This is a genomic window from Eubacterium ramulus ATCC 29099, assembly GCF_000469345.1.
GTDB classification, from domain to species: Bacteria; Bacillota; Clostridia; order Lachnospirales; family Lachnospiraceae; genus Eubacterium_I; species Eubacterium_I ramulus.
In genome coordinates this window covers 32,004-46,020 of the sequence record NZ_KI271082.1, presented here as the reverse complement: position 1 = coordinate 46,020, position 14,017 = coordinate 32,004, and the positions used below count along the sequence as shown (strand labels likewise).

The following is a 14,017-nucleotide window of genomic DNA, read 5'->3' as shown; positions in this document are numbered from 1 at the left end:
CAATCATGAACTGTTTTTGTTCATGATATAATATAAATGAAAAGTTGGCGATGTGATATAAAACTTAAAATAATTTGTATTACAACCGCAGAAGCAATTAGATCAGGCAAAGAGGATATTAAATATGAAAAAAAAGACAGTTACGTTAAAAGATTATATTATGGCGATCAGCATATTTCTAATTGCATTAGTTGTTGGTATTTTTATTTTTTATTCCGGTGTACAGCATTCGATCGCAAAAAATTCTCAGGAGCGAATTTCTACAAATGTGTCACGCCAGAGTGAACATTTGCGGACAATATTTAATATTAATTATCAGTACCTGAATGAAATTGCATGTCAGATTGGAAAATCAGAACCATTGATTTCGCAGAATAGTATAGATCGTTTAGAAGCTATTGTAGAAAAGACGGATTTAGAACGTGTTGCATTGATTGAACCTGATGGAACCGCACACTATGATAATGGTGTAGTAAAGGATTTGGCTTACCGAAGATATTTTAAGGAAGCCATGAGTGGGAAAGAGACGTTGAGTGATCCATTGGAAAGCAGTGTGGATCAGCAGACACGTGTGGTTTTGGGAGTACCTATTTATAATTCTGATAATGAAATAATCGGAATTCTTGGTGGGTCTTGTAATGTAACATTACTAAGCCATATGCTGTTTGATGATTTGTTTTATGGAGAAGGTGATACACTTGTGGTAAAACAAGATGGTACGATTATTGCTCAGGAAGAGGGAGATTCGCAGCAGAAAAGGGAAATTTCGTATGGAGGAAATTTACTTAATTACTATGAAGAGAAAAATATAAATCAAACACAGACATTGAATATGCTGAAATCAGACTTTAAAGAGGGAAAGGAAGGATTGGTACAGCTTGGCCTGGATGATACTAGCAAATCAGATTATTATCTGGCATATACACCGCTTGGAATGAATGACTGGATGATCTGTTATATTGTACCGATGAAAGCAGCGCAGAAATCCTATTCTTTTATCAGAAAATATGAGGCGATATTTATGCTGGCATTCTGTGTTCTGGTAACAGTGCTTATAATATATATTGTCCGCAAAAATAGTGCAGACAAAGCGGAATTATTACGTTATACACAGAGAGATGCACTGACCGGATTGTATAATAAAGATACTACACAGAGGTTGATTCAAAATATTGTACAGGAAGAAGCCGGGCAGCATGCTTTTATCATTTTAGATATCGATTATTTTAAGTCTGTGAATGATAATTTTGGACATATCGTAGGAGATAAAGTACTGCAGACATTTGGCAGATTTTTACAGTCTCAATTTCGGGAGTATGATGTAGTAGGACGTATTGGTGGAGACGAGTTTGTTATTTTAATGTGCAATTTAGCGAATACAGATGTGGTTGAAATAAAGATTCAAAATCTTTTGAAACAGGTTGGCAGTATACGCGTGGAGGAGATGGGAGAGCAGAAGATGACAATCAGTGTGGGGATTGCTTTTGCACCCCAGCATGGAAGTTCTTTTATGGATCTTTATCGAAAGGCGGATCATGCATTGTATCAGACGAAACGTGCGGGTAAAAACGGATATTCCCTGTATCAATGGGAGAAAGTTTGACAGTGAGAACGTTTTACGTATTTTTTGCCGGAATAGATGAAAAGACAGGATTTGTGAAAGCAGATTTCATGTAGCTATCATATTTCTCTGTTATGTTATCAATATAGAAAAAAAGGTACACGGATATCAGCACTGGATAACATAGGAGAAATAGGATGAATGATACGTTAATACAGAGTTTTTTGTCGGTAGCAGAAGAAGGAAGTTTTTGTAAAGCGGCAGAGAAAATCTATATTTCTCAGCCTAATCTGAGCCGGAATATCGCACGCTTGGAAAAGGAACTGGATACGCAGCTTTTTGACAGAAGCGGAAAACATATTGCATTGACGGAAGCTGGCCAGATTTATGAAAAAGCATTTCAGAAGATGAAACAGTGTTTTGCAGAAGCGAAAGAGCAGGTACAGCAGCTGAATGATATGGATAGGGGAATGATCCGTATCGGATATGTGAATGGATGGAATATCGGTACTTATATGCAGCCAGTGCTGAGAGAAATGCGTCTGGAATACCCGGGTATTAGGATTTCTCTGGAAGCATATACGCTGCAGGAGCTGTCTGCACGTTTTCAGATGGGGCAGATGGATTTGATCATTACACTGCAGGATCGTATTGCAAAAATGTATGATGCGGAGTCGATGCTCATCGACACAGCGCAGGAAATGATTCTTTTTTCCAATACTTTATTTCGGACAAGAAAGAAAAACTGGAAACCAGAGGAATTTCGTCAGGAAACGTTTTTCGTTCTGGCAGATGACAGAGAAGAAATGCAGTTGGATTGTGTGCGTGCCATCGGCAGCAAGTATGGATTTGTGCCGAATATGTGCAGTGTGAACAGTATGGAATCCATTTTGATGAATGTGGAAAATGGACTGGGTGTAACTGTGTGCAATTCATGGGTACGAAACGTGTATGCACCTGGATTTCAGTGCTGTCCGTTAGAACATTCCACAGAAATTGCAGCGGCATGGAAGCAGGGACAGGAGAATTCTGCGCTTCAGATTTTACTCGGATATATGACAGAAAAGAACTTGAACAGTTGCAAAATCAGCGCATAAACGATATAGTACAGATAGCAGATATGGCAGTGAACAAGCCGTGTGCTACTGTGAAAATCAGAGGCAGTTGGCTGGAAAACAGTCGACTGCTTTTATTTAGGTGGATAGGAGATATGAAAAAGAGAATACTGGTTGTGGATGATGAAATATCAATCCGGATGGGGATCCGGGAATTTGCGGAATATCAGGGGTATGATGTGACAGGTGCAGCTAATGGGCGGGAGGCACTGGAATTGTGCCGGCAGCAGGATTTTGACCTGATTATTATGGACATTATGATGCCGGAGATGGATGGTTATGAAGCATATCGGAGAATACGGGAGATAAAGGATATTCCGGCGCTGATGCTGTCTGCAAAAGGAGAAGAATATGACAAACTCCAGGGATTTGAAGCTGGCATTGATGATTATGTGGTAAAACCTTTTTCTATTAAGGAACTGATGGCCCGGGTAAATGTAATCCTGATGAGACATGAACCAAGGGAAGAGAAAACACAGGGTGAAATTTATGAATTTCAGGGACTGACGGTAAATATTTCCGCCAGGGAAGTTTTTGTAGACGGAGTGCATGTGGAATTGCGCCCTAAGGAGTATGATCTGCTGTTTTTTCTGGTGCGGAATAGAGGCATTGTGTTTTCAAGGGATGCCCTGCTGGAAAAAGTATGGGGCTTTGATTTTATGGGAGATGACCGCACGGTGGATGCACAGATTAAGATGCTGCGGCATGTGCTGGGAGATTATCGGACATATATTGTGACATACAGAGGAGCGGGGTACAAATTTGAAGCAGAAGAAAAGGCATAAAATGATGTTTGGCCTCTGGCTTGGATTTATGGGACTTGCAGGGGCGATGGCGCTGTTGTTTTGGATGGTGCTTCATTTTTCTGTAAAAAATAAATATCAGGAACAGACGGAAAATGATCTGAAAATGGCAGCACAGTCTATCTGGGATATGTATGGAGATGCGGATTTTGAGGCGAATATCGCACTTTTGGCAAAGTCGAATGATTATTTTGTGCAGATCGTGTCGGAAAATTCGATGCAGGTGGTCTTTTCTGTTAATAATCAGGGAGAGAGGACAGCACCGCAACAGGCGGATATTGCAGATGAAACGATGTTTGAACGGTTAAACGATTCCGATGGTATTTGTCAGTATTATGTGGAGGATCAGGTGCATGCGTCCCGCTGGGCGGTGCAGGCGGTGGTACTGGCAAATCTCAACGGTTCCCGGCAGGTACTGGTGGTAAGCAGATCCCAGGCAAACATGGATGCATTGATGAAGCTGCTCACCAGCCGTTATCTGCTGGTAACGGTGACTGTGCTGATCCTGGCATTGATTCTATCGGTTTGCCTGGCAGAATATTTTGCACGGCCATTTCGTCATCTGAATAAAAGCGCATTACAGATGGCAGCAGGAGATTATGAGACAGAGTTCATGCGAGAAGGCCCGCTGGAAGCCCGACAGCTGGCAGATACGTTAGAGCTGGCGGAACAGGAGTTTAACAAGACAGAGGCTTTGCGCCGGGATTTTGTAGCAAATGTAAGTCACGATATGAAGACTCCGTTGACCGTAATCCGAATGTATGCGGAGATGCTGGAGGCATTTTCCGGGGAAATTCCGGAAAAGCGGGAAGAACACGTACGGATGATCCTGGATGAGACAGACCGGCTGACGAATTTTATCAGTGACACACTGGATCTGGCAAAACTGCAGTCGGGAACTATGGAAATGCATCCATCTGTATTTGCGATTCAAGATGTGGCAGAGGAAGTATTGTCCAGTGTGTGTGCAAACAAGCCGGAGTTTCAATTTAAGATGGATTGTCCTGAGTCTATGTTGGTATATGCGGACCGCAAACTGATTTATCGGGTCATTTATAATTTTGCATCCAATGCGGTAAAATTTTCCGGGGAAAGACAGGAGGCACGTATTCTGGTACGGCGGTATCAGGGCAGTGTCCGTGTGGAAGTCATTGATTATGGCATCGGAATTGAAAAGGATAAGCTGCCGTATATATGGAACCGGTTTTATCAGGCAAAACCGAATGACCGGCAGAAATCAGGCATGGGTGTGGGACTGAATATCGCAAGTGAGATCCTGCGGCTGCATCATGCACCGTTTGGGGCAGAAAGTACACCAAATGAAGGAACCTGTTTCTGGTTCATGTTGGAGGCTTGTGAAGATGAAACGTAAAATATGGCAGGCATTTGTTGTGGCGGGGCTGCTGCTGTTTCTTTCGAGGACTGCAGTGCAGCGGGATCTGCAGGCGAGTGCATTTCAGGAAAAAATTGAGCAGTGTCTGAAAGCAGGAGAACTTCCGATCGTGGTGCTTTCACAGGAGAGTGGCGAGTATGAATCTATTGGAAAATCAGCACTTTGGGCGGCAGAATATGCTGCAGCTCAGGTTAATAAAAATGGTGGGGTAAACGGCTGTAATGTGCGGATCGTGTCAGAAAATACCGGTTCGGACAACAGCAAAGCATTGAGTCTGTACCAGGGTGCCAGCAGGACTGCTTTTGCAGTGCTTGGCCCGGTGGATGCACCGGAGACAGTGTATATTGCACAAAATGCAGAAAAAAATGGGACGGTCCATCTGGCCGCTTATTCATATGAGGAATCCCGACAACTTATGGCACCGTATGGAATTTCTTATATGAGTGATTCAGAGGATGGTGAGCTGGAGGAAGTGCGGATGTGGGGACAGCAGAACCCTGATATCAAAAATATTGTACTGTATACCATGTCACAGGATGAATCCAAGAAAAATACCACAAAGATGTTTGAGGATACGCTGTCGGATCTTGGTCTGAATATTTTGAAAATCGTGGATGTGAAGCCCGGAGCGGATGAAATGGATGATTCCTATTATGCAATCCAGGGGCTGAATGAGAATGCAGACGGCTATGTATTTCTGATCCGTGGCCGGGAGTGTGCCAATATTCTGGTAAAGCTGCGACAGCATGGCATAGAGGAAGGCCGAAGAATATCTGTTTCTTTTTCTGCTTATGGAAGTGAATTTTTTGAAATTGCAGGGAATATGCTGGATGGAGTGTCTATCTGGAATAAATTTGATCCCTTTTATTCAGGAACAGAGTGGCAGCAGCTGTTGAAAGATTATGAAACAGACACATTAAATGCCGGAAGTGCGGAACAGATGCCAAGTCCGGTGGCGGATTATTATGATGCGGTCCAGGCAATCTGCAAGTGTTATGAGGAGTTTGGGATTACAAGCGAAAACTATGAAGAATTTATCGGAAATGCGGATGTGGTGCAGTGGTTTTATAACTCTGAATTTCTGGAAGGTATCCAGAGTGATTTTCGATGGCAGAAAGGTCAGAAAATCACGGATTATCAATTTTTTGTATTTGAAGGTGAGACGCCGGTGAACCGGAAGGTCAGACCGTAAAGTGAATTTTTATTTTGGAAGTCATATATCAGTTTTGATATGATTTTATAAAAAATTAAGTATTGGATTATAAAAAGTTTATAAAATATAATATAAGCAGTCATAAAGAGAATTTCAAATATTGAAGGAGGAGAAAGAAAAATGGCTGCATTAGGTATTATAGGCATTATCGTTGGTGTCGCTGTACTGATCTACGGCGCATACAAAGGAATCAGCACAATTATTCTTGCACCGTTGTGTGCATTGCTGATCGCGTTGTTCAACGGAATGAATCTGCTGACAACATTTACAGACACAATGTTACCAAGCGTATGCAATTATGTAACTGCAATGCTTGGACCAGTATTGATGGGATGTGTCATCGCTGCATTGTACAATGCAAGTGGTGCGGCATTATCCATCGCAAACGCATTATATGATTTATTCACAATCAAAGCAAGAAAACAGGCTGCCGCAGGTCAGCAAGTTGTTATGAAACCGGTTCTTGCAATTCTTACAATTTATGTAATTGGTACTGTACTTGCTTACAGTGGAATGAACCCGGTTGTACTTATGTTTATTTTATTCCCGATTGCTATGGACTTATTTGAAAAAGCAAAAATGCCAAGAGCAATGGGACCGGGTGTTGTATTAGGAGCACTTGCAACCGCTGCATGTTCCATGCCGGGTACAACTTCCGATCAGAACGTTATCGCTGTTCAGATGCTTGGTACATCTCCGATGGCAGCAGCTGTTCCTGGATTTATCGGCGGTGCCGTTGTTCTGATCATGAACATCGTGATGATGAATGTTATCTCTAAAAAAGAGATTGCAAAAGGACATGTATATGACGCTGCACCAAACGCACCAAAACGCCCGGAAGGACAGAAGACACCACATTGGGTAATGTCTATTATCCCAATCGCTGTTACACTGATCTGCTTCAATGGTCTTGGATGGAACATTTTGGTAAGTATGATGCTCAATATCATCCTTTCCCTGATTTTCTTCTTCCCATATTATGGAAAATTCTCAGGTCTGAAAGAACTGATCAAACCGGTTGGAGAGCAGGCAACTATGCTGGTTCTTCAGGTTGGTTTGCTTGGAGCTATCGGTGGTGTCGTAGCAGCATCTCCGGCTTTCCCGGTACTGACAAACGGATTGTTACATATGGGCGGTCCTGCATTATTCAAGGTAGTACTTGCAATCGCATTACTGACAGGTGCTTCCGGATCTGGTCCTGCCGGTCTGTCCGCAACCTTACCGTACATGTCTGAGACATTTGCAAGCATGGGTATTAATATGAGTGCTTTGCACCGTGTATCTGTATTTGCTTCCCAGACACTGGATACATTACCGACAAACCCTGGATTTATCATTGCAACAGGTATTGCAGAAGTTGAGATCAAAGATTCTTACAAATATGTATTTATTACAACCGTATTAAATACAACCATTACAGCTTTGATCGTTGCTTTGATCCTGACAATTTTCCCAGGTCTTGCATAAAGAGAACAAAGGCAAAAGATTATGTGATAACATATTTTCTTATACAAATAAATCTGCCGCATGGAATTCATATATTTGAATCCATGCGGCAGATTTAGGTTTTATGGTCAATAGGTAGAAAATTATAATAAAATGTAAATATATCAGATGTGAAATGATTGAGAGTTTTCTGGCAGTGGCGGAAACAGGAAATTTTACAAAAGCGGCGGAATCGGGAAAGTTAGATCTGATTTTTACAATCAGAGATTCTGTAAAAAATGTAAAGTTTGAACGCAAGTCGCAAAGCGACTGCGTTCATGAGCAAGTAGCGAAAGCGGATTGCGAATGTCCGTTTTACTGGGTAAAACTGGCAGAAATGAAAAATACTTCGCTACAACATATTGTGTTGGATTCCTGTAATGAGGCGGTTCTGGCATGGCGGAACGAGAATAAAAATCCGGCATTTTCATGTTTTTTGCAGGAAATTCAGAAGTTGCTGTAACGAAAGTGGAAAAATGGCTATTAATAGATAGAACAACAAAAATACAGATTGTTTGAGTGAGCTTTTTAACAAATAAAATAACTTTGAACGGAAAGGAGGGAAAAACGCAGGTGCAGGATATGGATGCTGTATACCGCCAGCATGCGCAGACGGTGTTTAAATATCTGATGTTGTTGACACATGATGCGGATCTGGCGGAAGAACTGACGCAGGAGACGTTTTATCAGGCGGTACGAAGCATTGACCGGTTTGATGAAAGCTGCAAGATCACGACGTGGCTGTGTGCCATTGCAAAAAATCAGTATTTTTCCTATATGAAAAAACATGTGCGGATGCAAGCTGGTTCAGACGTGGACCGAATGGTTGCCGATGCAGGAATAACAGAAGCCGCGATGTCGGCAGAGCAGGAAGTGATGCAGCAGGTCGGGCAGATGGAACTGTTGAAGAAACTGCATGTGTTTCCCGAACCGGGCAGAGAAGTGCTTTATTTGAGAATGTTTGGAAATCTGTCTTTCCGGGAAATCGGTGAGGTTATGGGAAAGACCGAGAACTGGGCGCGGGTGACTTTTTTCCGGGCGCGCACGAATCTTAGGAAGGAGTTGGAAAAGGATGAAAAATGATCTGACGTGTGAAGTTGTGCGAGATCTGCTTCCATCTTATGTGGATGGACTGACAAATGATGTGAGCAATCAGGCGGTGGAACAGCATATGAAGACTTGCGAGAATTGTCGAAAATTATATCGTGAGATGAGAGAACCGATGAATGGGGATGAGGTGTCTGAGATAAATAATGAACAAAAGGCCAATTTCAAAGTGCCATCTGAAATAGATTATCTGAAAAAGATTCGAAAGAAAAACAGGATGCGGATTCTGGCAGCGGTACTGACCGTTGTGATTGCAGCCGGCGTAGGAATCTGGTGCAAGGCATATCTCATTGGGCAGAAGGTGGAGCAGGCAGAGTTTGTGCAGGCAGATGTGGTAATGAAAGATCATAAAGTGTCGGTGCAGGGGGTGTTGCTGGATCAGACAAAAGGTGTGGCAGATGTGGCGTTTCAGGAGCAGGATGGAATTGTGACGGTATCTCTGCGGGAAACGCGAAAGTCATCGTTTCACACAAATGAGTTTCAGGCGGAGTATGAAAGTTCCGGAGAGGTAAAGAGGGTTGTTCTGGAAAATCGGATTTTGTGGGATGATGGGATTTTGATTGATGGAACGGTTTCGGATCTGTATCAGAGCAGAAATCCATATGTGGGGGATATTTCTGCGGATGGGCGGTCTGTGCAGGCTGCCCGGGCGGTACTTGGAATCAACGACGAGGCGCTACTTTGTTATGGTACACAGCTGCAGACGTCAGAGGAACCTTACGGATGGACATTTTTGAATGTACAAATTTCTTCGTCTGATAATGTGGAACGGTTGCAGCAGGAGATGAAACAGCTTGGGTGTCTGCTCATCGCAGTAACGGACAATCTGGGCTATGTCAGCTTTGAGTATTGTGTGGATGGAACAGAAAATTCGGATGGAAGTACAACATTGACGGTAACGGAAGCAGATGCGGATGCGCTGGCAGGACAGTCGGTGAAGGCAATGTCACAAACACCGGCAGGATTGCAGAAATTAGTGGAATTGATAAAGTAACTTAATAAAAGAAAAGTACACGTGAATTGATTAATTACAATCAGTCCACGTGTATTTTTATATTAGTCTGAAGTTGAAAGTATTTATACTATATGTATTTAGAAAGTATCTTTCTCTTCTGCATATAAGGTTGGCAGAATTGCTGCCAGGTTTGTAAACTCTTTGATGTTGTGTGCGAATAATCCCTGTGGTACGAATGGTGGGATAGATACGCCTTCCGGAATTGCTTTTACGATGTTTCCTTCTTCATCGATGCGGTATCCAATCCAGAAACGGGACTCAAACAATACGCCGTCTTTGTATGGATGCCATTTGTGAGTCATTGCTGCCGCACAGCTGCTTTCGCCGATTGCACATACGAGAGATTCACATTTTTCAGTACCGATAATGCTTTCATCATAACCAAAATCGGCTGGTCTCTTGAAGCAGAGTTTTAAGAATTCCGGTCCCGGTCCGACGTCTTCCATGATGTAGTGATCAACGCCCCATGTTTTCTGGTTCATTGGTACGTTCGGGTCTACGACATAAGATGCCGGATATGCTCTTGCAAAATAGTGATCTTCCGGGTCCCAGATTTTGTAACGCAGATCAGATCCTACAGAATGCCATGGGAACCACCAGTCAAGCATTTCGCCTGTAACACCCGGCATGTAAGTTGTATTACATACAAGCGCAGTTCCGTCTGCAGCTACGCCGAAACCGATATTTGCATATTCATCATCTTCACCTTTCAGGAATTTATTTCTTTCATCAAACGGGATACATTTTTCTGGAGCGATCGGTCCGCCCTGTAAAACAGCGATTTTTTCAGCCGGTACCGGAGCTAAATCCTGCTCATAATATTTGTAGTAAGAAAGTTTTTTCTCTTCTTCGGAAACTCCGACTTTAACACCTGGTGTGCTCATATTAAAATCCTCCTCCATAATAGGTAAGGTTCGACCTGAATGGGAACCTTCGTGTATTTGATGATTTTATTTTAACCGATAGGAAAAAGAAAAGACACTATTTTATTGGATATAAGTATAACTTTTATGTTATGCAAAAGTGTGCTATAGTTTAGTGTAATCTTAAAGAAGATAGAGTGATAATTAATATTTCATGTTACAATGACAACATTTGTTAAAAAGTAATGGCTGATAATAATTGCGTTGTCCGCAGTTACGACAGGTACTGTTTTGTGAAAAAAAGGGCATTATAATCAAACAATGTATAAGTGACAATAGAAGAAACAATTTATTTGCAATATTTTCTGAGTAGAAAAAGGATGCTAAGGTATCAAAAATGATATAGAAAATCCCTATTCGCCATGCCCAAAGCCCTATTTTTAATTTCGTTTTAAAACCATTTGTACAAAATAACAGAATATAGTAAATACATAGCCTAATGTAAAAAGATTGTTCTAACATACTCAAAATAAAATATTTGTCTCAAAAGGAACAATTATATTGTTATATGATTGTTCCTTTTGAAATCTATGCTATCGAAATTAAGGTGCTTACGAACTATCTCATTTACAGTATCATCGTATTCGTAAGATGAGAGTAATTGGTTAGGAATTTCTGAAGCTTGTGCGAAAGATGGAAATAGTATTGTTAAACTTAATGCTAAACCTAAAATCATTGATAGAAAATGTTTCTTTTTTTCATTAAAATATATCTCCTTGTATAGTTTTCAAGATCTTGTGCTGAAAATATAACATATATTATAATTTATAAACACCACTTTTAGGTAAAATTAATGTAAAAAGCTTGTTTGGGTTATTGCTTTATACAATTTTACAGAGACTTCCTAAATGTTCCCCAAGTATGGTATATATAGTATGTGACAGGGAACAAAAGGAGAAGAATATGACCACAAAATCATTAGAATACTTTCTGGTAGTTGTAAAACATTTAAATATTTCAAAGGCAGCAAAGGAGCTTTTTATCAGTCAGCCGGCCTTGAGTAAACAGATCAGTCAGCTGGAAGCAGAACTTGGAGTCAGCCTGTTTGATCGTACAAAACATTCTTTGAAATTGACACATGCGGGGGAAGTGCTGTTGTCCGAGACAAATGAATTGTTTAAAAAGCAGGATGAACTGCGGCAGCGGGTGCGGGCAGCAGGTAACGTATCGGAAGATGCGCTGCGCTTGTGTCATATGCCGGGAGCGTTGAATTATCATGTGGCTGATATCTTGGCACAGTTTCAGGAGAAGTATCCGGAAATCAGGCTAAATCTGATCGGAAGCCTTCCAAGTCAGATTTTTTCAAATTTACTGAATGGAAAAATCGATGCAGGATTTATTCTGGCAACGACGACTACATGTCCGGAGCCTTTGAAAATGCAGACATTACATGAAGCTCAGCTGTCCTTGGCAGTTCCAAAGGGCCATAAATATGAGGATTACCGTGAGATTTCATTCCATGATATATCGGATGAGACACTTTTGTATCTCAGTGAGCAGGAAGCACCGGTGCAGCATGCCTTACTACCGTTTTTCCTGCATGGAAATCACAGGGATTATAATAACAGGATTGAGTATCTGCCAAATATGGAGACGGTAGTTTCTCTGGTGCGGGCGAACCGGGGAGTGGCTTTTATCGCGCGGGATTATTGTGCAGCATCGCTGGAAAATATCACACTGATTCCAATCACGGATGCAATGCCGATTTCGTTAAATCTGGTATATAACCCAAAACATATATCTGAGCAGTTGAAAAAATTGCAGAAAATGATGGGGGAATTGTCATGACGATTACAAAAGATCTTTTATTATATTTTATCAGAGACAGGAAATTGGATGAGCAGTCGGAAATCACGCAGAAACAGGAGTTTTCCGGAATTCAGCACTGGATAGCAGATGTCCGGAAATTAAAAAGAGAGTATCTGTATCTCTGTGATGGCAACCGTGTGCCGGATATAGAAGAAAAATTAGATAAAGATATCTGTCTGCTTGTTATTTTTCCAAATGATCAGGATACGGAAATCCGTCAGAACATGATTCGGAAATGGAAAGCTTTTCACGAAAATCTGATTTTTATGCAGACAGAAAAAACGGTACCGGAAGTGATGAATGACCTGGTGGAAATTTTTTGTCGTCTGGTGGAATGGGATAAAAACATGCATATCGCGGCATTGGAGGGAAAAGATGTGCAGGATCTGATCGATATCAGCGAAGAAATTCTGGAACATCCAATGATTGCCTTTGATGCAAGTTTTGATGTGTTGGCTTACACAAGGCACAGTTCTTCTCATTACAAGATTTTTCAGGAAACAGTGGCGCAGGGATATACGGATGCGCATACCATGGAACAACTGAAAAAGAAGCAGATTTTTTCCCAGATCAAAGAAGGAGAACTTCTGATTGCACCGGCAGCAGATGAAAAATCCGGAACAAATATTTACCTGCAGTTTTTCAGTGGACAGACGTTACTTGGATATACGTCCATTTTCTGTGGAGAAGAAACACCGGAAAGCGGATATTTGGATCTGATTCATATGTTTATGAAAAATATGTCTTTCTGTCTGCAGCGCAATTATGAAAATCGAAGGCACGGGCGTATGATGTATGAAACATTTCTGGCAAACCTGCTTGGAAGCGCTGAAATTCCGGAAGACCGGATTACGGAGCAGGTAAATATGATTGACGGACTGGAAAAGACGGGATATCTGGTACTGGGAATTCTTGATTTTGCCAATCAGGAGCATGTGCCGCTGAAATTTCTGGCGCGTCTGTTGGAGCGGCAGTCATGGAAAATGAAACCGTTTTTATATGAAAATCATATCTGCCTGTTGAAGTATAGTAAAACAGCGATACATCAGAATTTGTCATTTGATGAAAAGGAACTGCATATTTTAGAGCAGTTGTTAGAACAATATGAGTATCGGATTGGAGTCAGCAATATTTTTACGGAGCTGAAACGAATGAAAGATGCTTATGCACAGGCAGTGTTTACGTTACAGTGGAATCAGAAAACGGAGCAGAATACAGAGGTATTGTGTCAGTACAAAGATGTGGTGATGTATCATTTGTTTTCCAGAATGGAGTCAGAGATGGAACCGGTTTCGATGCAGTCGGAATTTTACAGGGAACTGGCCGTATATGACAGAGAGCATCACACTTCGTATGGCAGGACAGTACTTTGTTACCTGAAAAATGACTGCAGTGCAACGCGCACAGCAGCAGAGCTTGGAATTCATCGAAATACCGTGCGAAATATAATTTCGATGGTGGAAGAACGGTATGCGGTTTCGCTGGATGATTCCGAAGAAAAAATGCGTTATATTTTATCGGAACAGATTCAGGAGTATATAAGGTGTATAGAATAATGTTGATTCCAAAGTTAATGTAGAAAAACGAATCAGA

At 41.5% G+C, this 14,017-nt stretch carries 12 protein-coding genes; 11 read left to right on the top strand and 1 reads right to left on the bottom strand.

Translation table 11 applies throughout. From position 1 onward, the window contains the following. Window positions 1-124 precede the first annotated feature (124 nt). The 9 genes from HMPREF0373_RS01565 to HMPREF0373_RS15850 all read left to right on the top strand — a co-directional run bounded on the left by HMPREF0373_RS01565 (window position 125) and on the right by HMPREF0373_RS15850 (window position 9,671). Entirely contained in the window at window positions 125-1,603 is a 1,479-nt protein-coding gene (locus tag HMPREF0373_RS01565; protein ID WP_021737794.1) for a sensor domain-containing diguanylate cyclase, read from the top strand. Between the two features lie 155 nt (window positions 1,604-1,758). Further along, the gene (locus HMPREF0373_RS01560; RefSeq protein WP_021737793.1) at window positions 1,759-2,658 is read left to right on the top strand and encodes a LysR family transcriptional regulator; all 900 of its coding nucleotides are present in this window, start codon (window positions 1,759-1,761) and stop codon (window positions 2,656-2,658) included. Between the two features lie 113 nt (window positions 2,659-2,771). Beyond that, window positions 2,772-3,461 carry a response regulator transcription factor gene (locus tag HMPREF0373_RS01555; protein ID WP_022035280.1) on the top strand — a complete coding sequence of 230 codons (690 nt, stop codon included), beginning with the start codon at window positions 2,772-2,774 and terminating at the stop codon, window positions 3,459-3,461. Beyond that, window positions 3,439-4,851, top strand: coding sequence for a HAMP domain-containing sensor histidine kinase (locus tag HMPREF0373_RS01550; RefSeq protein WP_021737791.1), 1,413 nt, complete (start codon window positions 3,439-3,441; stop codon window positions 4,849-4,851). The genes HMPREF0373_RS01555 and HMPREF0373_RS01550 overlap by 23 nt, the downstream gene beginning before the upstream one ends. Continuing rightward, on the top strand, window positions 4,841-6,064 hold the full coding sequence (locus tag HMPREF0373_RS01545) for an ABC transporter substrate-binding protein (RefSeq protein WP_021737790.1): 1,224 nt from the start codon (window positions 4,841-4,843) through the stop codon (window positions 6,062-6,064). Before HMPREF0373_RS01550 ends, HMPREF0373_RS01545 begins: the two co-directional genes overlap by 11 nt. A 141-nt stretch (window positions 6,065-6,205) precedes the next feature. After that, window positions 6,206-7,552, top strand: coding sequence for a GntP family permease (locus HMPREF0373_RS01540; protein ID WP_021737789.1), 1,347 nt, complete (start codon window positions 6,206-6,208; stop codon window positions 7,550-7,552). A 154-nt stretch (window positions 7,553-7,706) separates the two neighbouring features. After that, window positions 7,707-8,033, top strand: a complete 327-nt coding sequence (locus HMPREF0373_RS01535) for a helix-turn-helix domain-containing protein (protein WP_021737788.1) — start codon at window positions 7,707-7,709, stop codon at window positions 8,031-8,033. Window positions 8,034-8,152: 119 nt separating this feature from the next. Next, window positions 8,153-8,653: an RNA polymerase sigma factor gene (locus tag HMPREF0373_RS01530; RefSeq protein ID WP_081695173.1), complete on the top strand. Its 501-nt coding sequence runs from the start codon at window positions 8,153-8,155 to the stop codon at window positions 8,651-8,653. Then, window positions 8,643-9,671: a DUF4825 domain-containing protein gene (locus HMPREF0373_RS15850; RefSeq protein WP_021737786.1), complete on the top strand. Its 1,029-nt coding sequence runs from the start codon at window positions 8,643-8,645 to the stop codon at window positions 9,669-9,671. Before HMPREF0373_RS01530 ends, HMPREF0373_RS15850 begins: the two co-directional genes overlap by 11 nt. Before the next feature lie 98 nt (window positions 9,672-9,769). On the opposite strand, the gene HMPREF0373_RS01520 is transcribed toward HMPREF0373_RS15850, so the two are convergent. Next, complete coding sequence (locus HMPREF0373_RS01520; protein WP_044962551.1) at window positions 9,770-10,576, bottom strand: DAPG hydrolase family protein; 807 nt, start codon at window positions 10,574-10,576, stop codon at window positions 9,770-9,772. A 942-nt stretch (window positions 10,577-11,518) separates the two neighbouring features. Between HMPREF0373_RS01520 and HMPREF0373_RS01515 the strand changes: the two genes are divergently transcribed. Beyond that, window positions 11,519-12,403, top strand: a complete 885-nt coding sequence (locus tag HMPREF0373_RS01515) for a LysR family transcriptional regulator (protein WP_022035290.1) — start codon at window positions 11,519-11,521, stop codon at window positions 12,401-12,403. Continuing rightward, window positions 12,400-13,980 carry a PucR family transcriptional regulator gene (locus HMPREF0373_RS01510; RefSeq protein ID WP_021737783.1) on the top strand — a complete coding sequence of 527 codons (1,581 nt, stop codon included), beginning with the start codon at window positions 12,400-12,402 and terminating at the stop codon, window positions 13,978-13,980. Before HMPREF0373_RS01515 ends, HMPREF0373_RS01510 begins: the two co-directional genes overlap by 4 nt. The last annotated feature ends 37 nt before the right edge of the window (window positions 13,981-14,017 follow it).

Bases quoted from the DNA above. Each gene is read 5' to 3' on its own strand.
- HMPREF0373_RS01565 (WP_021737794.1), top strand. From the start codon at position 125: ATGAAAAAAAAGACAGTTACGTTAAAAGATTATATTATGGCGATCAGC.
- HMPREF0373_RS01560 (WP_021737793.1), top strand. From the start codon at position 1,759: ATGAATGATACGTTAATACAGAGTTTTTTGTCGGTAGCAGAAGAAGGA.
- HMPREF0373_RS01555 (WP_022035280.1), top strand. From the start codon at position 2,772: ATGAAAAAGAGAATACTGGTTGTGGATGATGAAATATCAATCCGGATG.
- HMPREF0373_RS01545 (WP_021737790.1), top strand. From the start codon at position 4,841: ATGAAACGTAAAATATGGCAGGCATTTGTTGTGGCGGGGCTGCTGCTG.
- HMPREF0373_RS01540 (WP_021737789.1), top strand. From the start codon at position 6,206: ATGGCTGCATTAGGTATTATAGGCATTATCGTTGGTGTCGCTGTACTG.
- HMPREF0373_RS01535 (WP_021737788.1), top strand. From the start codon at position 7,707: ATGATTGAGAGTTTTCTGGCAGTGGCGGAAACAGGAAATTTTACAAAA.
- HMPREF0373_RS01530 (WP_081695173.1), top strand. From the start codon at position 8,153: ATGGATGCTGTATACCGCCAGCATGCGCAGACGGTGTTTAAATATCTG.
- HMPREF0373_RS15850 (WP_021737786.1), top strand. From the start codon at position 8,643: ATGAAAAATGATCTGACGTGTGAAGTTGTGCGAGATCTGCTTCCATCT.
- HMPREF0373_RS01520 (WP_044962551.1), bottom strand. From the start codon at position 10,576: ATGAGCACACCAGGTGTTAAAGTCGGAGTTTCCGAAGAAGAGAAAAAA.
- HMPREF0373_RS01515 (WP_022035290.1), top strand. From the start codon at position 11,519: ATGACCACAAAATCATTAGAATACTTTCTGGTAGTTGTAAAACATTTA.
- HMPREF0373_RS01510 (WP_021737783.1), top strand. From the start codon at position 12,400: ATGACGATTACAAAAGATCTTTTATTATATTTTATCAGAGACAGGAAA.